The sequence below is a fragment of the Pantoea sp. JZ2 genome (assembly GCF_035191405.1).
Lineage (GTDB): Bacteria > Pseudomonadota > Gammaproteobacteria > Enterobacterales > Enterobacteriaceae > Pantoea > Pantoea stewartii.
In genome coordinates this window covers 4,267,009-4,285,968 of the sequence record NZ_CP045247.1, presented here as the reverse complement: position 1 = coordinate 4,285,968, position 18,960 = coordinate 4,267,009, and the positions used below count along the sequence as shown (strand labels likewise).

General features: G+C 53.6%; 16 protein-coding genes and 1 tRNA gene. 10 read left to right on the top strand and 7 right to left on the bottom strand.

Translation table 11 applies throughout. From position 1 onward, the window contains the following. Positions 1-201 precede the first annotated feature (201 nt). Positions 202-1,308 (top strand): endo-1,4-beta-xylanase, encoded by a 1,107-nt coding sequence (locus tag GC087_RS20680; protein WP_058707853.1) that lies wholly within the window; start codon positions 202-204, stop codon positions 1,306-1,308. On the opposite strand, the gene GC087_RS20675 is transcribed toward GC087_RS20680, so the two are convergent. Continuing rightward, positions 1,309-2,313: a GlxA family transcriptional regulator gene (locus GC087_RS20675; protein WP_324029211.1), complete on the bottom strand. Its 1,005-nt coding sequence runs from the start codon at positions 2,311-2,313 to the stop codon at positions 1,309-1,311. It lies immediately after the preceding gene. A gap of 116 nt (positions 2,314-2,429) precedes the next feature. Between GC087_RS20675 and GC087_RS20670 the strand changes: the two genes are divergently transcribed. Genes GC087_RS20670 through GC087_RS20660 form a run of 3 tightly spaced genes read left to right on the top strand, consistent with a single transcriptional unit; the run spans position 2,430 to position 4,200 of the window. Continuing rightward, the gene (locus GC087_RS20670; RefSeq protein WP_039339004.1) at positions 2,430-3,206 is read left to right on the top strand and encodes an alpha/beta fold hydrolase; all 777 of its coding nucleotides are present in this window, start codon (positions 2,430-2,432) and stop codon (positions 3,204-3,206) included. A 24-nt stretch (positions 3,207-3,230) separates the two neighbouring features. Further along, complete coding sequence (locus tag GC087_RS20665) at positions 3,231-3,857, top strand: FMN-dependent NADH-azoreductase (RefSeq protein WP_054688366.1); 627 nt, start codon at positions 3,231-3,233, stop codon at positions 3,855-3,857. Between the two features lie 16 nt (positions 3,858-3,873). Beyond that, a complete protein-coding gene (locus tag GC087_RS20660) occupies positions 3,874-4,200 on the top strand; it encodes a YciI family protein (RefSeq protein ID WP_324029209.1) in 327 nt (108 codons plus the stop codon). A 43-nt stretch (positions 4,201-4,243) separates the two neighbouring features. On the opposite strand, the gene GC087_RS20655 is transcribed toward GC087_RS20660, so the two are convergent. Next, on the bottom strand, positions 4,244-5,905 hold the full coding sequence (locus GC087_RS20655; protein WP_058707857.1) for a methyl-accepting chemotaxis protein: 1,662 nt from the start codon (positions 5,903-5,905) through the stop codon (positions 4,244-4,246). 598 nt (positions 5,906-6,503) lie between these two features. Between GC087_RS20655 and GC087_RS20650 the strand changes: the two genes are divergently transcribed. From GC087_RS20650 to GC087_RS20625, 6 genes are all read left to right on the top strand, one after another. After that, complete coding sequence (locus GC087_RS20650) at positions 6,504-6,728, top strand: FeoA domain-containing protein (protein ID WP_110268055.1); 225 nt, start codon at positions 6,504-6,506, stop codon at positions 6,726-6,728. Next, entirely contained in the window at positions 6,728-9,061 is a 2,334-nt protein-coding gene (gene feoB / locus GC087_RS20645) for a Fe(2+) transporter permease subunit FeoB (RefSeq protein ID WP_263757121.1), read from the top strand. Before GC087_RS20650 ends, feoB begins: the two co-directional genes overlap by 1 nt. Positions 9,062-9,835: 774 nt before the next feature. After that, on the top strand, positions 9,836-10,834 hold the full coding sequence (locus GC087_RS20640; protein WP_324029206.1) for a glycosyltransferase family 2 protein: 999 nt from the start codon (positions 9,836-9,838) through the stop codon (positions 10,832-10,834). After that, positions 10,831-12,135 (top strand): oligosaccharide flippase family protein, encoded by a 1,305-nt coding sequence (locus GC087_RS20635; protein ID WP_058707861.1) that lies wholly within the window; start codon positions 10,831-10,833, stop codon positions 12,133-12,135. The genes GC087_RS20640 and GC087_RS20635 overlap by 4 nt, the downstream gene beginning before the upstream one ends. 432 nt (positions 12,136-12,567) lie before the next feature. Further along, complete coding sequence (locus tag GC087_RS20630; protein WP_324029204.1) at positions 12,568-13,503, top strand: glycosyltransferase; 936 nt, start codon at positions 12,568-12,570, stop codon at positions 13,501-13,503. Positions 13,504-14,276: 773 nt separating this feature from the next. Beyond that, positions 14,277-14,465, top strand: coding sequence for a hypothetical protein (locus GC087_RS20625; protein WP_033739138.1), 189 nt, complete (start codon positions 14,277-14,279; stop codon positions 14,463-14,465). Positions 14,466-14,699: 234 nt separating this feature from the next. On the opposite strand, the gene GC087_RS20620 is transcribed toward GC087_RS20625, so the two are convergent. From GC087_RS20620 to GC087_RS20600, 5 genes are all read right to left on the bottom strand, one after another. After that, a tRNA-Phe gene (locus GC087_RS20620) sits at positions 14,700-14,775 on the bottom strand. Positions 14,776-14,881: 106 nt separating this feature from the next. Continuing rightward, positions 14,882-15,460: a division control transcriptional repressor DicD gene (dicD, locus tag GC087_RS20615; RefSeq protein WP_006121703.1), complete on the bottom strand. Its 579-nt coding sequence runs from the start codon at positions 15,458-15,460 to the stop codon at positions 14,882-14,884. Between the two features lie 64 nt (positions 15,461-15,524). After that, positions 15,525-17,225 carry a protein-disulfide reductase DsbD gene (locus GC087_RS20610; RefSeq protein ID WP_058707929.1) on the bottom strand — a complete coding sequence of 567 codons (1,701 nt, stop codon included), beginning with the start codon at positions 17,223-17,225 and terminating at the stop codon, positions 15,525-15,527. Beyond that, positions 17,201-17,515 (bottom strand): divalent cation tolerance protein CutA, encoded by a 315-nt coding sequence (cutA, locus tag GC087_RS20605; protein WP_006121705.1) that lies wholly within the window; start codon positions 17,513-17,515, stop codon positions 17,201-17,203. Before cutA ends, GC087_RS20610 begins: the two co-directional genes overlap by 25 nt. Positions 17,516-17,572: 57 nt before the next feature. After that, positions 17,573-18,874, bottom strand: a complete 1,302-nt coding sequence (locus GC087_RS20600; RefSeq protein ID WP_058707930.1) for an anaerobic C4-dicarboxylate transporter — start codon at positions 18,872-18,874, stop codon at positions 17,573-17,575. Positions 18,875-18,960 lie beyond the last annotated feature (86 nt).

The window sequence follows — 18,960 nt, the reverse complement described above, 5'->3', positions numbered from 1 at the left end:
AACGTGCAGGCACACAGCCCCGCGAATGCCAGAAAACCCGATACCGTAAAGCGAGGGATTTTACATTCAGAAATCTGGCTTTACCGACGTGGACAAAATCGTAGCTGACGGGCCTTAGGGCTTGGGGTTATAAGAATACCGGGCTGGTGTGATGCGACCTTCACGATGATCGGGCAAAACGTCACAGGAGACGTGGCACTGATGAAACCTCATAATCTGTCTGGCTTCACATCCACGCCGCGACGTCGGTTCTTAAAACGCAGCGCGGCGCTGTTGCTGGGTTCCGCATTGCCGATACCGGCCTTCGCGGCCGAACCGGCTTTCCCCCCCTTAAAGCGCATAGCCGCGCAGCGTCATCTTCTGTTTGGGTTCGCGGTCCGGCCCGAGCGTTTGCGGTCCGATGCGCATTACCGGCAGTTTGTGGCCAGCCAGGCCAATATTATTGTTCCGGAAAACGCGCTGAAGTGGGTGGTCGTTCAGCCTGAGCAGAATCGCTACGATTTTTCTGGCCCGGATACGCTTGCCGCCTTTGCCAGAGCGCAGGGCCTGCTGCTACGCGGGCATACCTTTTGCTGGCACCGCGCGGTGCCGGACTGGCTGCTGGCGATTCGCGATGCCACGCTGCTGGAAAAAGTGTTGAGAGACCATATTCATACCGTCGCGGGGCGCTATCGGGGACAGATACAGAGCTGGGACGTGGCGAACGAGATTATCAACCTGTCTGACGGTTTGCCTGGCGGATGGCGCAACAGTTTCTGGTATCAACGTCTGGGGACGCGTTATCTGGATATCGCCTGTGACGCGCTGCATCAGACCGATCCTCACGCCGTCATTTGCTATAACGATTACGGGCTGGAAAGCGACCATGACAACGCGCAACGAAAACGCGACGCTGTGCTGGCGCTGCTACGCAATTTGCAGGACAGACAGATCCCCATTGGTGCGCTGGGCATTCAGTCTCATCTCAAGGCCGGTCCGCAGTATGCGTCTGGTCCGGGACTGGCGACATTTATTCGTGAAGTGAAAGCGCTGGGCCTGGCCGTGTATATCACCGAACTGGATGTTGATGACAGCCGCCTGCCGATGGCGCGCCGCGCCATGGCGGTCGCCAGCACCTATAAGCGCTATCTTTCGCTTGTGCTGGAAGCCGGTGTCGACGCAGTGCTCACGTGGGGTGTCTGGGACACGCCCCACCGGACGGCGGCGACGCCGAAGGCAAGCGATGAGCTGGCCACCGGACCGTTGCTGTTTGCTAAAGACGGCCAAATCAAAGACGCCAGTTGGGCAGCGCTGCATGCGCTACGCTGATTAACGCGTTGCGGGCGCCGCTCTGGCGGCAATCCACTGTCGATAACGCGCGGGTGTCATCGCCATCACCTGATTAAACGCTTTGCGAAAGCTGCTTTCGTCAGAATAGCCACAATCGGCGGCCACCTTACGGATGCTTACGGTGGGGTTCTCCAGGAGAAGACAGGCACCTTCAATGCGGACCCGGGTAATAAACGCCTTAGGACTTTCGCCGGTCAGCATTTTCATTTTACGGTGCAACGTACGTTCGCTGGTATGTAACGCAGAGGCCAGCCGTTCTGCCGTGATGCCTGGCTGTTGATAGCGAATAATCTCTTCCGCCCGCATCAGCAACGGGTGCTGAGTGTTAATAAACCCGGGCGGCGCATACAAACGTTGCGACACGGGCTGGGCATCGGCAACGGCCATATCAGCAACCTGTCTGGACACGTTCGCTCCCAGTATCCTGTGCAGCAAATGCAACGTGAGCGCGCTCCACGAGAGTGGGCCACCTGTAGTAATGATATTTTCCTGTTGTTCGAGCGTTTGTCCCCATACCGGACGCGCATCCGGATAGCGCTCCCGCAGGGTCGGAAACAGCCACCAGGTGGTGGTACAACGCCGACGACTGAGCAGCCCCGCTTCGCCCAGCACCAGACAGCCCGCGCAGGCGGCACCGACGATGGCACCCTGATGGTACATTTTTTTTATCCAGGTCCCCGCCTGTATGACCGCCTCCGGATGGTGCGGAAACCGATCGCGGCCCAACGCCATTCCCCCGACCAGGACGATATCTGACGCCTCTGCCTGGCTGAAATCAGCATCGACATGTAGCCATCGTCCCTGCGCATCGCGCACGGGCTGGCCATCAGCACTTACGATTTGGACCTCCAGCGGCGCGCGGGTCAGTTGCGCCGCAGTATCGGGGCGAGACGCAATCACCTGGCGCGCAATCCATAAGGTGTCACAAAAGCCGTTGACGGCAGAAGGCAGGCTGCCTTCCAGCGCCACAATCGCTATGCGCATAGCCAGTCACTCCTTATGGCGAGTTTTGCCTGTTAGTTGTCTTATTCGCCATCTTACACGCTCTTTTCGCCCGATCTACCATGGTCCGCATGAAAACAACCACAGGAACAGGCGAGATGCGGCGAAAGAGCAGTAAGGCGAAAAGATTAAAGCATGCGGTGCTGCTGGGGCTGACGTTATTGAATGTGCCGCTCGCTGCGCAGGCGACGGTGAAAAACATCGTCTTAGTCCACGGGGCGTTTACTGACGGCTCAGGCTGGCGGGCGGTGATTTCACGCCTTCAGCACAAAGGTTATCACGTCACCGCCGTTCAGAATCCATTGACCTCATTGCAGGATGATGTAAAGGCGACGGAGGCGGTCATTGCGCGTCAGCAAGGCCCGGTGCTGCTGGTTGGGCATTCCTGGGGCGGTGTGGTAGTGGCTGATGCTGGCAACGATTCGCGCGTAAGGGGCATGGTTTTTCTCTCTGCGCTGGTGCCCGACAGTAATGAATCTGCTGCCGGGCTGTTGCAACGACTTCATGCCCCGATGACGGAAATGAGGCCGGATAAACACGGGATGATCTGGCTGGATAATGCCCAACAGTTTGGTGAAATGCTGGCCGGCGACGTGCCTGGTGCGCGGGTGCGCGAACTGGCTGCGGTACAACAACCTGTTGCGGCGAGCGCTTTCACTGACAAGGTGACGCGAGCGGCATGGAAAAGCAAACCCACCTGGTATTTGTTGACCACGCAAGACCGGGCGCTGCCGCCCCGTGTCCAGTCTGACATTGCTGCGCATATTGGCGCACGCGTTCAGCGTCTCGCATCTAGTCATTTATCGCTGGTTTCACATCCTGAACAGGTGGCTGCGTTTATCGATCGCGCGGCCAGAACCCTTCCATCGTCATAGCACCATCACTCTCAGGGGAATCCCATGAACAGATTACTTCATATTGACGCCAGTATTTTCCAGACGCCGTCGGTTACCCGGCAGCTTACCGCGGACATCGTCAGAAAACTGTTGGCAAAGTACCCCGCTGCTCAGGCGACTTACCGTGATGTCGTGGCCGAGGAAATCCGTCCTCTTAACGCGGCCATCGCGGCAGGTTTCAGGGCGGGAAACGACGACAACGTCAGTGAGTACATAGCAAAAGAGCATCGCTTATCTGACCTGCTGGTGGCGGAGTTTCTTGCCAGTGATGTGATAGTCATCGGTGCGCCGATGTACAACTTTTCGGTGCCTGCCCAACTAAAATCCTGGCTGGACCGGATCGCGCAGGCAGGCAAAACATTCAGTTATACGGCACAAGGCCCGGTGGGATTGTCAGGTGGGCGAACCGTGATCGTGGCCTCGGCGCGAGGCGGCTTTTACCACGGCGGTTCCCTTGAAGAGTGGGATTTTCAGGAACGGTATCTGGCCGCATTTTTTCGGTTTTTAGGCGTTGAGCATATTCATGTTATCCGTGCAGAAGGGGCTTCAAAAGGGGAAGCCATTCAACAGCGTGAAATCGGCAACGCGTTTAATGCCGCCAGCACGCTCATCCAGTCACTTGCGTTGTAATCCACAGGAGAACCTTATGCTTTACATTGTTACGCTGAGTTATCGTGGTGCCACCGCCGAACGTGAAAAACACAGCGCGGGTCATAAAAGCTGGCTGGTGGAGCACATCAAGACGGGCGAGGTGGTGTTGGCCGGACCGCTGGAAAATCAGCAGGGCGGCGTTGTGTTGTTTCTCGCCTCTGATGAGCAGGCTGTTCGCGACAGGTTGACCGAGGATCCCTTTGTGGCGTTGGGACTGGTTGATGTGGCTGTTACGGGCGTTTATCCAGCCCTGGTTTCTTCTGTGTTTGACGCCGACTGGGGCAGTGAAACGAAGGTCGTTGATATGGCCCACCGCGCCTGAAGCCGTTTGCCGCGGAGCAGGGCATCGCTCCGCGGCAGGTCGATCAGAATGACTGCCAGTTATCCGCTGACGGTGCGGCAGGCACAGGCGTCATAACGGGTTTTTTCAAAGCTGTGCTGCGGGACGTCGCCAGACCTGTGGTCGGCTTTCTGCCCGTGTTAAACACGGAGACCGACTGACGTAACTGCGTAGCCTGATCTTCCAGTGAGGCTGCCGCACTGGCCGATTCCTCTACCAGCGCCGCGTTTTGTTGCGTGACGCCGTCCATTTCCGATACCGCTTTCGTCACCTGTTCAATACCGCGTGTCTGCTCGGCCGAGGCCGAGGCAATCTCAGCCATCAACTGGGTCACGCTGTTAACGGAATGCACAATGCTTCCCATGACATCACCCGCTTCTGAGGCATGAGTCGAACCGCTGTTGACACGCTGCGTCGATTGTTCAATCAGCGTGCGGATCTCCTGCGCCGCGCTTGCACTGCGTCCCGCCAGTGAACGCACCTCACCGGCGACCACAGCAAAACCGCGCCCCTGTTCGCCTGCGCGCGCGGCTTCGACCGCAGCGTTAAGCGCCAGGATATTCGTCTGGAACGCAATGCTGTCGATAATGCCGATGATGCTGGCAATCTGTTTGGAACTTTCACTGATCTGTTCAATATTGGAAATCACCTTCGCCACAATCTGGCCGCCCTGCGACGCCATCACCGCGGCATCATTCGCCATCGCGGTGGCCTGCTGTGCATTTTCCGCGTTCAGTTTTACTGTCGAGGTCAGTTGCTCCATGCTGGCTGCCGTCTCTTCCAGTGCGGCTGCCTGTTGCTCGGTGCGGGCAGAGAGGTCGATGCTGCCGGCCGATACTTCTGCTGCGCCGGTGAAAATGGACTGCGTCGCATCATCGACAGAACGAATCGTCACCACCAGCGCGCTGCGCATCTCTTCCAGTTGGCTGAGGAGCCGTCCTGTTTCATTGTGACTGTCGCTGGCGATCTCACGGGTCAGATCCCCGGCAGAAATCGCGCGCATGTAGTCGGTTGCCAGAGTCAGAGGTTTCAGCAGCAGTGTCCGCAGGCCAGCCCATACGCTGGCAACGGTCACCAGAGCAATAACTGCGATAATCAGCAAGGTCCACAGCATATTGGTGTAGTTGTGATCGTTTTCTGCGGCGATTTCCTTCATCAGCTGATAGTTAGCGCTCCGCCAGGCCTGATAAGCCTTATCCAGCTGATCCTGCGCTTCCTGTGCATCAAGATTGCCGTAAGCCTGATAGTTGTTATTTCGCAGGAACTCGACCGACGCGAGCATGGTATCGTGCATTTTGCTGTAAGCCGTCTGCACGTTTTGGGTCAGTTCCGCATGCTGTCCGGGTAAGGGCGGGGCGGCTTTGTAGGCTGAAAAATACTCATCGGCTTTTTCAGCAGATTGTTTCGCTGTGTCCAGCAGTGTGGCAATCGAGGCCAGAGATGCCGGATCCTTCTGGTTTTTCAGAAAACGAATAGCCACCCGGCTGACGGTGACACGCGTCTTTATCAGCGTCTGCACACTGTCGCTCAGTTGCTGTTGTTGTAGCGTCAGTTGTTCAGTGTGAGAAAAGTTGCGTCCCGCCTGGCTGACAGACGAATAAAAAAGCGACCCGGTAAGCATTAACAGCGCACTGAACAAAAACAATACGGCAATAATGCCCGTTGTAATTTTAAGGTTTTTAAACATGGCGGTGATACCTGATAAACGTGGATACAGGTATATCGGTATTTAACGGATTACCTTAATAGTGACGCCATAAATAATGTGATCTATAACGATTAGTTTAAAAATAAAATGACGCTTTCAGGAAAAGCGTGTTTTTTTAAGGGGTTGGCATAGTCACAAAAACGGGATGGTCAAGGGGCCGTTTATGCAGAAATGTACCAGGAGTTACGTTTTTTTCGCGCAATAATAAGATGAAGGCTTGTATGAGACATTTACGCGTTATTATTTTTCGCTGCCCTCATACGTGACCGCAATCTGACGTTGTGTCCGTCTTCGCTGTATAAGCCGTGCTTCACAGACAGGGGGCTGAAAATAGGTATGGCGTTATTTGCCCACCGCTGAGGCCGCTCAGCCTGTTTGCCGCTGAGGGACGTTTCTGACAATCTTCCGTAATGCTTCTTTCCGGATGGCCCTTAACCCGAGCGGGCCGTCAGGGTGAAATGGCATATCAGCGTGTTTTTGTCGCTATCCTGCGCATCACCCCCATCCAGATCAAGAAACAAGAATAGTTATCATTTGTATAATTCCTGCCTTAGTTGTTAACGGTTGGGATATATCTGTGAAAATCAAAACACACACCACCTATCGTGTCAGAGGCTACCAGCCTTCTGTTGATCCCGCCTGGCGGCAAAAATTACTAACCATGGGCGTGCTGCCCGGCACGCTGATTGACGTTATCCGTACTGCACCACTGGGTGATCCCGTTCATATCCGTACGCGTCGCCTCAGTCTGGCGGTGCGGCAACGCGATCTGGCTTCGGTTCTGCTGGAAGAAGTCCGCTGATGAGAACATTAACCCTGGGTCTGATCGGCAACCCGAATACCGGTAAAACCACGTTATTTAATCAGCTTACCGGGGCCCGCCAGCGCGTAGGGAACTGGGCGGGCGTGACGGTAGAACGCAAGGAAGGGCAGTTCTTTACGGCTGAAACGGATGTACGGCTGGTTGATCTGCCAGGCACGCGCTCGCTTACAACGCTTTCGGCGGACAGCGCCATCGATGAAAGTATCGCCTGTGGGTATCTGTTTGAGGATCACGCCGACCTGGTGATTAATGTGGTAGACAGCTCAAACCTGGAGAGTCATCTTTTCCTGACTTTTCAGCTACTGGAGCTGGGCATGCCCTGTATCGTGGCGTTAAACATGCAGGATATCGCGCTCAGCCAGAATATCATCATCGACAGGGCAGCGCTGTCAGCCCGGCTGGGGTGCCCGGTCGTGGCGCTGACGTCAACACGTGGCGAAGGCATCGCCTCGCTTAAACGCGCCATTGACGACTGGCAGGGAGAAAGACCGCCACAACCTCTGGTTTATCCTCGTGAAATTGAGACGGCCATCGCGCGCCTGCAAACGATGATGCCTGCGGACATCGCCAGGCAAAAGCAGCGCTGGCTGGCGCTACAGTTGCTGGCGGGTGACATTAACAGTCAGCGCATCTGTCCCACAGTCGTCCCCCAACTGCCGGCGATCAGGCAGGCGGCGGGCGGCGATCCGGCAATGCATGTGGTGAACTGTCGTTATCAGGCTATCAACGCGCTCTGCGCCGCGGTCTGTAACCTCAATAAAGCCGCACCCGCTGCGCTGACTGAGTGGCTGGACAACCTTGTGCTGAACCGGTTCCTGGGAATACCGGTTTTTCTGGGCGTGATGTATCTGATGTTTGTGCTGTCAATTAACATCGGTGCAGCCTTCCAGCCTTTGTTCGACAGCGGATCGGTGGCGCTGTTTATTCATGGCGCGCAGTGGCTGGGCTATACCTGCCACTTTCCCGACTGGGTAACGGTCTTCCTTGCGCAGGGCATAGGGGCCGGGATTAACACGGTGTTGCCGATTCTGCCCCAGATCGGCCTGATGTACCTGTTTCTGTCTTTTCTTGAAGACTCGGGGTATATGGCGCGTGCAGCGTTTGTAATTGATCGCCTGATGCAGTCGCTGGGCTTGCCGGGAAAATCCTTTGTACCGCTTATTGTCGGGTTTGGCTGCAACGTGCCTTCAGTAATGGGCACGCGTACGCTGGATACACCCCGTGAGCGCTTACTTACCGTGCTAATTGCGCCCTTTATGTCCTGCGGTGCGCGGCTGGCGATTTTTGCGGTTTTCGCCGCCACCTTTTTTGGCGCCTGGCGCGCCAGCCTGGTTTTCTCTCTGTACGTGCTGGGCATTATCGTGGCCATCGTCACTGGGCTTATCCTGAAAAATACGCTGCTGCGCGGCGAAGCGTCACCTTTTCTTATGGAGCTGCCGGTCTACCATCGCCCCCATGTGAAAAGCCTGCTGATCCAGACCTGGCAACGTTTAAAGATGTTTATCGTGCGCGCAGGTCGCGTCATTATTGTGGTCAGCATGGTGATCGGATTACTCAGCAACTTTTCGTTTAGTGGGGCAACCGTAGACCATATCAATGATTCTGCGCTGGCTACTGTGAGTAAAGTCGTCACGCCAGCCCTGCGACCTGTCGGCGTGACATCAGACAACTGGCAGGCCACGGTCGGGCTGGTGACAGGCATCATGGCGAAAGAAGTCGTGGTCGGTACGCTGAACAGCCTTTATGTCGGCGAAGATGTTCAAAGCGGCGCGTTTCGCCCGCAGGACTTTTCGCTGTCGGGTGAGTTAGGTGACGCGCTGAAAGAAACCGGTGACAGCCTGAAGAGCGCATTCAGCCTGCGTGCGCTGGCCAACCCTATTGAAGCGAGTAAAGGTGACAGTACAATCAATGCGACGCAAATGGGCGTGATGAGTGCGAAATTCGGCAACGGCTTCGCAGCGTACAGCTATTTGCTGTTTGTGTTGCTCTACGTTCCCTGCGTATCGGTGATGGGCGCAATAGCCCGGGAAGCCGGGAAAAACTGGATGCTGTTTTCCTTTTTCTGGGGCCTGAACGTTGCGTACTCCGTTGCTACGCTGTTTTATCAGAGTGTCAGTTTTCGCCTGCATCCGGGGTTTAGCGCGCTGTGCCTGATGAGTGTGGTCGTGCTTAACGGTCTGGTCATTAGCCTGCTGCGCCACGCAGGTGGACGTGCGCGCACGAAGCCGGTTTCCGCACCGCTCACCTCATCGCGTAAGACAGGATGTGGCGGCTGTGCGGGATGTGCTGAGCACCGGCACGCCAGCGACTGAGGACGACGGGGATGCGTGCGGCTGCCCATGATAACCGTGGGCAGACGGAGCCGCCGGAAAGCAATGACGATAAGGTTACCAGTCTGATCGCACGGCTTCCTCGGTCGCCGTTGAACGAAGAGGCAATGCCGGAAGCATATTTAGCGATTCTCTCCGCGACCCGGGCGGAATCAATCTCACCGCAGAAAGCCAGTCCATGCAGCCCCGGGGTGTGCCAGTCCACGCATATTTTCAGGCGCTGAGATTTTTTATATGCCCCAAAAAGTTAAACGTTAATTAAACACTTCTGTTTCTTCTGGCATATTTATTTATTTTTACTGGACACGCGTTGTTTTTTATTAATGTGTCATCTGAAATATGTCGATTTTTATAAGGAAGTTCTTATTAATTTTTTCCGGGAAAAGTGTCTTCCATTTTTCACTTCACTGGCTATTGTCTGAATGTTCTCTTTACGCTTTACATTGCGAAGGTGGCTTATTGCGGAAACGGTCCGCGCCTGAGTAGAGTATCACAGACAGGATCTCTGTATTTCCGCAGGGTTCAGTAACGCCATTTTTAAATTACAGAATACTCTTAGTTTTGATGTCATCTTCATGTTTATGCTGTCTTTTATTTTCTGGTTTCATGCTATACATATTTTGATACAAAAATTGGCGATGTGCATACAGATGACTGATTTAGAGTAGCGAAAAATTTTTACGAATAAAAATAGCTGGAACTAACCGACACTTTCCCTGCGCTACACTTTAATAAATATGTCACACCAGAGGTTATATGTTTAATGATCAACACGCCCCTTTAGTGTCATTTATCGTGCCTGTTTATAACGGCGCGATGTTTATTGAACGTTGCGTCGAGAGTATTCTTCAGCAACCTCATGCTGAGCATTGCCAGCTTATTTTAGTCAATGATGGTTCAAGTGATAATTCACTTGAGCTAATGAGAAAATACCAGAATTATCCTGGCGTAGAGATTATAGATAAGCCCAATGGCGGCGTTTCATCGGCACGTAACTGCGGTCTGGATGCTGCGCGTGGCACATTCCTCTCTTTCATCGATGCCGACGACTTTCTGCCTTCAGGTGTGCTGGATATCTGGCTGGGGCTGATGAATGAAGACGTCATTCTGGCCGTAGGCGAATCCCGCACCTTTTCTCATGACGGCGAGCCGCTGTCCGGGGAGCCTGAAGAGACCGCACTGCGCACTCTGCGCGCTGATAAGGCGATCGGTGAACTGCTCTACCACACGCCGAAACACGGTATCTGTGACAAGTTTTTCCGCCGGACGATCGTGCAACAGCAGCAGTTACGCTTTCGGGAAGATATCTTCAACTTTGAAGATCTGCTGTTTGTGATCAGCTACCTGTCCGGTGCCCCGCAGGGACAGGTCGTGTTCAGCCCTCGGGTCGTCTACCACTATGTTGAGTCACACGATTCGGCAACGCGCTCGGCGCTCAAAGAAAAACACTTCACTTACGTCCGGGCTTTTACAGGGATTAAACGCGTCTTGCTACGGCCGCAGGAACGCTATTACTACTTCTTATTTCTGAAGGTCACGGCCTCGCACATCTATAAAGCCCTGTATAGTGGGACGTTCAGCGCGGCATTCGTCAGGCAGTATATTGAACTTTACCGGCAAAACTATCGTGCCTATATTGCCGCGGGCGTACTCCCAGACGCCTGGAGCCTTTATTTTACGCTTTTCTACCTGTCTCCACGCCTGGTGTCGGGGCTGCGTCATGCCGTACAGACTCTGTTGAGGGCGCGTTCGTGAAACAAAAGCTGCAAAACTCGTTATGGATGATCATTGAGAAGCTGGTTGCGGTATTTGGCCTGATGTTTGTAACGTCCTTCGTCGCTAAGTACGTCGGGCCTGTCACGTTTGGTGTGATCGCCATTTCCATGCTGATATTTCAGTTTATCCAGTCTGTGGCGATGATGGGCTGCGACGTCATCCTGCTCAAGCGCATTGCCCAGAATCACCGTTCTGGCATCCGCCTTATGGTGCCGGCTGTCATTTTGGTGTTTAGCCTTTACTGTGTGCTCTCTACCATTGGCATTGTGGTGATGCGGGAAGAGATGAACTCGCAAGCGTTTGTCTTTATCTGCGCGGCGGCACTGGCTTGTCTGTTCTCGGCTATCGATCTGGTTAATATCTACAATGAAGCGGTGTTGAATGCGAAGCTGAACGTGATGGCTAACCTTACCGGTCTCCTGATCAGTCTGGCTATCCGTTATGGGATTTCCTGGTTCCAGCTCAAACCGGAATTGTTGGCCATTCCCATTGTGCTGGCTACCTTCATTCCTTTCCTGATCAAACTCTGTGTGTTTAGCTGGCACCAACGACGTACGCATGAGAAGCCGCCGCTTCCCCGACTCACTCATATCCGACGTTACAGCGGTTATATTTTGCAGGCCGGACGATCCCTGGTGCTGTCGGTGATTGCGATTACGATTTATACCCGGCTTAACCAGCTCAGCGTTTCATGGTTCTTAGGGTTAAAAGAGGCGGGCATCTTTTCTGTCGCGATGACGCTGTCGGTGGCCTGGGTCTTTTTACCCAACGCTTTACTTGCCTCGTTTTATCCCGCGTTGTTTGCCGAACGTGATCCTGATGTGGCGATTGTCCGCGCGCAGAAGTTACAGCTAATGGTCATTGCCGTGTCGGGGGCCGTTATCGGCGGTATTGCCCTGATCGGCCCCTGGTTTATCCGGCATTTTTACGGCGCAGCTTACACCGAAGCGATTGCTCCGATGGTGTTATTAAGCATCGGCGCCATGTTTGGTGTACTAAGCAGCGTCATGGATCGCTTCATTATTAAATACAATGGCTATCGCTACCTGATCAAAAAAACGTTCTGTGTGCTGGCGGTATGTCTGATCACGACGGTGACACTGGTGCCAGTCTTCGGCATTACTGGCGGTGCCATAAGTGTGGTGATTACTGAGTTTATGGCCTTTACGCTGTTAAACTATTTCTTCCGTGGGCAGCCGATGATGAAGATTCACAAAATATTCATTCAACCCGGAAAACTGTGGTTTCTTATTAATCGCTCGCTCTTTTCTGGGCGGTGATACAGATATTTCTTAAAGATATGCGTTGTAAGGCGTTTAAATAAAACGTCTTGAACGGCATCTTTAATATAACGCGTTTTTTATCTGCGCGTGAGTAACGTTAATATCCTGCCATGTGGCGGGAGGATGTACCCTGCCTGTTCGTTTTTTTTAATTATCGCTTAATAAAAATGAAAGCGTATCTTCATGATCCGAATAATGCCCGTTTACGGTCAGTTTAATTTCGCGCTTTTATAATCTTAGAGTGGGTTAATAAATAATTAGATGCTTATTTTCTTTTCGGTTATCAGGAAAAGGAAAGGCTTTTATTTTCATTATCTTTTTCGCCTTTTTAAGGGCGGCAGGCATTAGGGCTGGTTACGAGGTTTTGAAATGAATGATAAATATTTATTCAGTATAATAATACCTGTTTATAATGCTGAAAAGACGATTATGCGTACCCTGCAAAGTCTTCTCCTTCAGACATGCAAAGATTATGAAGTTATCCTGGTGAATGATGGCAGCAAAGATAACTGCGCCTCTGTTCTTGATGAATTTAAACACTATAAAAATTTTAATGTTATCTCGCAGAGTAATGCCGGCGTCAGCGCAGCGCGAAATGCAGGCCTGGAAGTGGCTAGGGGAGAATACGTTATTTTTGTTGATGCCGATGACTGGGTGGATGATGACTTTCTGGCTATGTTTCATCAGCACCTTTCTCCGAGCGTATCACAACCTGTTGATTTACTGGTGGGGAACCTCAGGTGCTCGCGCGTGGGTAGCCTTTCCACCTACGGCCATTTCGGCCATCAGTCTATTCCTGCTGTGCTGGATGAGCTTGAGTTAAGTGATAACATTGGCTATCTCCATAACAAGTGCTACAGAAGAAAGTTGCTTGAGGATCACCAGCTCCGCTTCACTAAAGGGATATCGATGAGTGAAGACCTGCTGTTTAATCTCAACTGTCTTTACTATGTCGATAACCTGTTTATTTTTGACAGTGCATCTTATCACTATGATGATGTGGAAAACTCGCTGTCGAAAAGACGCGTCCCGTATGAAGAATTGCTGGATCGTAAGCGTTACCTGACTGATCTGTATGAAAGGTTATTTGTTAAATATAAAAACGAGGATTTGTCGCTTTTCTCTACCGGTGTCACCAAACGTAAGCTCACCCTCGATATGCAAATCGTTACCGCCATGTATTACACCACGCTTAACATTAATGAAATCCGGAAAAGTATCAAACGCATCAAAGAGAAACGCTATCCGGCAAACGTACTGGCATTATTAAACAGAAGCGAGAAAGTGAAGTACCACGTCATGAATGTGAATGCCAGAGTGGCTTATCTGGTGTTGTATATGCTGTTCAGATTACGGTTTTTTTAACTTCCGGCTTTGTCATTCAGTGTCGGGCCCTCGACGGAAATGGCGCATATTTTGGCGAGGTGAATTTCCGTAGGGGGCTCTGTTATCGCGTCAGTATTTTGCTATTCCACGTTGGGTCAAATGTCGCAATTCTGAAAAGGGGCCGCGTTTTCACTGTCGCGCCGGTCCCCGATGCTTGGCAGGCATTGCATTCATTTCCGCAGCCTGATCGTGAACGTCATAACGAAGATGACCGCGTGCAAACGTAAGGCGAGGCTGGAGATGGCGTTATGCATTGACCTTCAGGCCCGGAATAGCCGACGCAACCTGCTGAGTCGCTGTCGTAAAAGCGCTTCCTTTAATGTGCACTATTCCCGACGCGTCACAGCACTGGCAGGCCCGGGTGTAACTTCTCAGCACGTCTGAGTGGAAGTTATGGCCACGCGCCCGAATCGTGCTGACGACCTCAGAAAATATCTGCTGTCCATAACGCTTATCCGTCTCGTCGGCCGCTCCGTTTCTGCCACGTATCAGATAACGCCAGCATACTGAAGATCACACCCAGGTGTCTTTGCATGTTCGCCATGAAAAAACGCATTTAGTTCAGCTCTGGATTGCCAGAGGGATCCGAAATGCTCGACGTAGAGACGCGCCTTCAACGTGCTGAGCAGCACGATGTCAGCCCGACATGCTTCTCTGAGTGTAAGTAACATGGGCATGTTCTTTTCATTCTTACCGATGCCCGTGCGTCACGAAGCGGTGAGCAGGGGGGAAATCAACGACATGCGGGTCAGGTGACAGGTGGCTTTCTGGTTGCGGCAGTGACAGCGTTTGTTGTCGCACAGTTGAAAGCCATCGCTTACGCCAATCGGTTATCACCCAGCCTGGCCGCCGCTTTTGTGTCGCCAGGCGTCTTTGCGGGGAACAGCAGCAGGCCGATGTTGATGCTGGTCGAAGCGTTCATGGCGAATCCTGAACAGTGAAAAATGTTTCATCGCTTTTTCTTGTTAAAAGGCAACGCCTCTGAATCCAATACAGGAAAGGGCGCATGACTACAGAGGAGGAGATGGCGAATGCAACCGCTATCACAGGCAGGCTGTCATGCAGAAAGGGCGACTGGTCATGATGAACGTAGAAAATTCACTTTCTTGCGGTGCTAAGGCGCATTATGAGTGCTAAAACGTAAAAACCCCCGCCGAAGCGAGGGTTTCAAATTTTGGTGCCCGAACCCGGAATCGAACCAGGGACACGGGGATTTTCAATCCCCTGCTCTACCGACTGAGCTATTCGGGCAACGGGGCGCATTAAACCGTAAAGGCCGCAGGCCGTCAACGGCTTTCATGAAAAAACCCTGCAAAACGTGACTGATTGCCTGAATTTCAGTCAAAGGCGTTGAAACTCACGCCAGTGCGCCATTTTTACGGCACAGGGCAATGCTTAATATATCTTCCGCCAGACGTTTAGCGACATCCACATCCTGCACATTGCGCTTGATCAGCAGCTTGCTTAAGCAGCCTTCCAGCACCAGCTCCATTTGATCAGCCACCATACTCGGGTTATCCAGACCCAGCGCATTTAAAATAGTGTGGGTAAATTCCCAGGAGGCGCGCTTCTGTTTTTCTGCCAGTTGATGAATGGGTTGATCGGGATGCGGATAGAAGCTGCAGGCGGCGATAAACAGGCAGCCGGGAAAGCGTCCCTTGGTGACATGCTCATTCAACCCTTCGTAGCGCGCCATTAACTTCTGTTCGGGTCGCAGTGCGCTGTTTTGTAATACCTCTTGTCGCCAGCTGTCGATTTGCTGGGCATGAAACTGCAATGCGTCGTAGAGCAGTGCGTCGCGGTCAGCCCAGAACTGCTCAAGTTGCTGCTCGCTGAGTCGCATCTCTTCGGCCAGGATTTTCAGCGACGAGGTGGACGCTAAGCCATTTTGTTCAAGCACATTTAATGCATGGTCAAGTATCTGTTCACGTTGCAAACCGTTCTCCTCTGCGATGCAGGCCCGTTCAGGTCAACGGGCTGTGTCCAGGTTCCAGTGTTGTTTACTCACGCAGTTTCTGCAAATGTTCGTCAAAATCCTTTGGCTTCAGGAAACCGGTGATACGTGAACCGGGAATTTCTTTTCCCTGAGCATCAAAGAATAAAATCGTGGGCAGCCCCAGCACGTGAAGATGCTGCAACAGCGCATTGTCGGTAGCCGTGTTCGCCGTGACGTTAGCCTGTAACAGCTGGACATCCTTAAGACTGGCACGTACCGCACTGTCGCTAAAGGTATACTTCTCAAACTCTTTACAGGCCACGCACCAGTCCGCGTACAAATCCACCATCGTCATGCGGCCCTGTGTGTGTTGCAGCGCCTGATCTAACTGGCTAACCGTTTGAACAGACTGAAAGGGAAGGTGCGCGACAGTTTGCTGTGGCGCGTCATTGCCAAACGCCCAGTCCTGCAAAGGGCGAGCGCTGATCAGGGCGGCGATCAGCATGAGCATTTGCACGATGCGCCATTTGCCGCCGCTGGCGCGCAGGCTGGCACTGAAGGCCCACGCAAAAAAGGCGACGCCCAGCAGGCTCCATAAGCGCACGCCCCACAGCTCACCCAGCACCCGTTCCAGCAGGAAAACCGGCAGCGCGAGAATAACGAACCCAAACCCTTCCTTGACGGTCTGCATCCAGGGGCCGCTTTTAGGCAGGAAGCGGCTACCGAACAGCGTCACGGCAATCAGCGGTAAGCCCATACCGATGGCATACAGCCACAATGTACCGGCACCCGCCAGCAGGTTACCGCTCTGTGCGATATAGAGCAGGATGGCACTGAGCGGCGCGGTGGTGCAGGGGGAACAAATTAAACCTGCCAGCGCGCCCATCAGGAAAACGCCGGGCAGTGAGCCGCCCTGCTGACGGTTGCTCCACAGCGTCAGACGGGTTTGTACGCTGGCGGGTAACTGTAGCGAAAACAGGCCAAACATCGACATGGCCAGCACTACAAACAGCACGGATAAACCGATCAGGACATAGGGATGCTGTAAGGCCGCCTGAAAACGCAGGCCAGCCGCGGCGACTGTCACGCCGAGCAAGGTATAGGTAAGCGCCATTCCTTGCACATAAACCAGGGCCAGCGCGAACAGGCGACCCAGCGAGTTGTTACGCTTACCGCCAAGGATAATGCCCGAAATCAGGGGATACATCGGTAAGACGCAGGGCGTAAATGCCACACCGATACCAATCAGCAACGCCCACAATGGCGAAAAGGGGAGCGGGCTGGCGGTGGCGGGCGGGCGCTCCCCTGAGTCTGCATCCGCGCTGGCGACAACGGGCGTGAGTGGAATGCTGCGCGTTTCAGGTGGATAACAGAAGCCAGCGGCAGCACAGCCCTGATACGTCACGCTCAGCGTACTGCCCCTGGCGGCCTGTTGCAGCGTGACGGGCACGTTCAGGTTCTGCGGATAAATCTCGCTCTTACCAAAAAATTCATCTTCGTGTGGCTGACCCGCTGGCAAGGCCACAGGCGCGATACGCGCATTGTTGGCGACGACCCTGATTTGCTGGCGGTAGAGATAGTAGCCGTCTTTAACCTTCCAGTGCAGATTGAGCTGTGCGCCCTGTTGGTCGAAATCAAAAGCAAAAGCCTGGTCGACGGGCAAAAAGCGGCTGGTGGTTTTGGGGGCAAACAGGTCTGCCTGCGCCTGCAGGCAGATAAACAGGGCCAGTATCAGGGTAATTAAGCGAGCGATGCGTGCAGCCATGACAAGTATTCACTGTCTCCATGTTGAACCGGAAGCACCAGCAGTTCTGGTACGTCATAAGGATGTGAGCGCTTAAGCAGATCGAGCAATGCCTGCTGATGAGCTGTATCGCATTTGAGTAACATCTGAACTTCGCTGGCCTGCTCCAGCTGGCCCTGCCAGACGTAGTACGAGGTGGCACCCGGTAAAAGGGTGACACAGGCGGCCAGTCTGGCCTTCAGCGCCTGGGTGGCAAGCTGCTGCGCGCACGCCTGGTCAGGGGCGGTGCAGAGGATGACAACGGCATTCATCATGAGGCTCCTGTTGAAAATCGCGTCGATGATAGCATGTTCACTGTGCGGTCGGGACTACAGCAGCAGCCCACCAAAAATAAAGCCGAACACGACAGACAGGGTGATGGCCAGCACGCCGGGAATGATAAAGGCATGGTTGAACACGAACTTACCGATTCGGGTCGAGCCAGTGTCATCCATCTCAACGGCGGCTAACAGTGTGGGATAGGTCGGTAACACAAACAGCGCTGACACGGCGGCAAAAGAAGCGATAGCTGTCAAAGGGGTGACGCCAAGGGCTAACGCCGCAGGCAGCAGGGCTTTCGCGGTTGATGCCTGAGAATAGAGCAGCATCGAAGAAAAGAACAATACCAGCGCCAGCATCCACGGATAGGTTTTTAAGGTATCCCCCGCCAGCATCTGGATATCAGCCAGATGGGCTTTGACGAAGGTATCGCCGAGCCAGGCTACGCCCATGACGCAGACGCAGGCACTCATACCGGATTTAAACGTACTGGCGCTCAGAATCGCGCCGCTGTCAATATTACAGGTCAGACTAATCAACGTGGCAATAGTGAGCATAAACACCACAATCGCTTCGTTGCGCGGCAGGGGCGGATTGACGATCAGGTTTACGCTTTCGCTGGTAATGGTCGCATAGATCACCACGGCAGCAATCCCGACCAGGAACAGCAGGACAGACTTTCTGGCGCCAGGTCTGGCGTGATAGACGGTTTCCCCACGCAGGGCCACGTCGCCTTTCGCCAGGCGAGCCTGATAAACGGCGTCATCTTTCAGCTCTTTTCCCAGGAAGTTAGTGACCAGCGCGGCAAGAAACAGCCCAACCATGGTAGCCGGAATGGCGATGGCCAGCAGCATGATATAGCTTACGCCGCGCGGTTCGAGCAGCGTGGCAAAGAAGACGACCGCCGCCGAGATTGGCGAGGCGGTAATGGCAACCTGAGATGCGACAACCGCCATCGACAGCGGACGAGAAGGACGCACGCCTTGCTCCTTCGCCACCTCGGCGATGACCGGCAGGGTAGAGAAGGCGGTATGACCGGTGCCCGCCAGCAGCGTCATCACATAGGTGACCAGCGGGGCAAGAAAGGTGACATAACGGGGATGACGACGCAGCAGGCGTTCGGCAAGGCTGACCAGGTAGTCCATGCCGCCAGCAACCTGCATGGCCGCAATCGCCGCGATGACCGCCATGATGATTTCAATCACATCAAACGGAATGGCGCCTGGCTTCATACCAAAGCCAAGCGTCAGGATGAGCACGCCCATGCCGCCCGCAAAGCCAATCCCGATCCCGCCAAGACGCGCGCCCAGCCAGATCGCCAGTACCACGATAAACAGTTCAACCAGGAACATGTGCCACTCCCGAAATGATGATGAGCCGAAAAGCAAACCCATCCTTTTAACAAACAAAAAGGCACATCGTTTTGATTACGATGTGC

Excerpts from the sequence above, each read along its gene's own strand:
- GC087_RS20680 (WP_058707853.1), top strand. The coding sequence starts at position 202 with ATGAAACCTCATAATCTGTCTGGCTTCACATCCACGCCGCGACGTCGG.
- GC087_RS20675 (WP_324029211.1), bottom strand. The coding sequence starts at position 2,313 with ATGCGCATAGCGATTGTGGCGCTGGAAGGCAGCCTGCCTTCTGCCGTC.
- GC087_RS20670 (WP_039339004.1), top strand. The coding sequence starts at position 2,430 with ATGCGGCGAAAGAGCAGTAAGGCGAAAAGATTAAAGCATGCGGTGCTG.
- GC087_RS20665 (WP_054688366.1), top strand. The coding sequence starts at position 3,231 with ATGAACAGATTACTTCATATTGACGCCAGTATTTTCCAGACGCCGTCG.
- GC087_RS20660 (WP_324029209.1), top strand. The coding sequence starts at position 3,874 with ATGCTTTACATTGTTACGCTGAGTTATCGTGGTGCCACCGCCGAACGT.
- GC087_RS20655 (WP_058707857.1), bottom strand. The coding sequence starts at position 5,905 with ATGTTTAAAAACCTTAAAATTACAACGGGCATTATTGCCGTATTGTTT.
- feoB (WP_263757121.1), top strand. The coding sequence starts at position 6,728 with ATGAGAACATTAACCCTGGGTCTGATCGGCAACCCGAATACCGGTAAA.
- GC087_RS20640 (WP_324029206.1), top strand. The coding sequence starts at position 9,836 with ATGTTTAATGATCAACACGCCCCTTTAGTGTCATTTATCGTGCCTGTT.
- GC087_RS20630 (WP_324029204.1), top strand. The coding sequence starts at position 12,568 with ATGCGTACCCTGCAAAGTCTTCTCCTTCAGACATGCAAAGATTATGAA.
- GC087_RS20610 (WP_058707929.1), bottom strand. The coding sequence starts at position 17,225 with ATGGCTGCACGCATCGCTCGCTTAATTACCCTGATACTGGCCCTGTTT.
- cutA (WP_006121705.1), bottom strand. The coding sequence starts at position 17,515 with ATGAATGCCGTTGTCATCCTCTGCACCGCCCCTGACCAGGCGTGCGCG.
- GC087_RS20600 (WP_058707930.1), bottom strand. The coding sequence starts at position 18,874 with ATGTTCCTGGTTGAACTGTTTATCGTGGTACTGGCGATCTGGCTGGGC.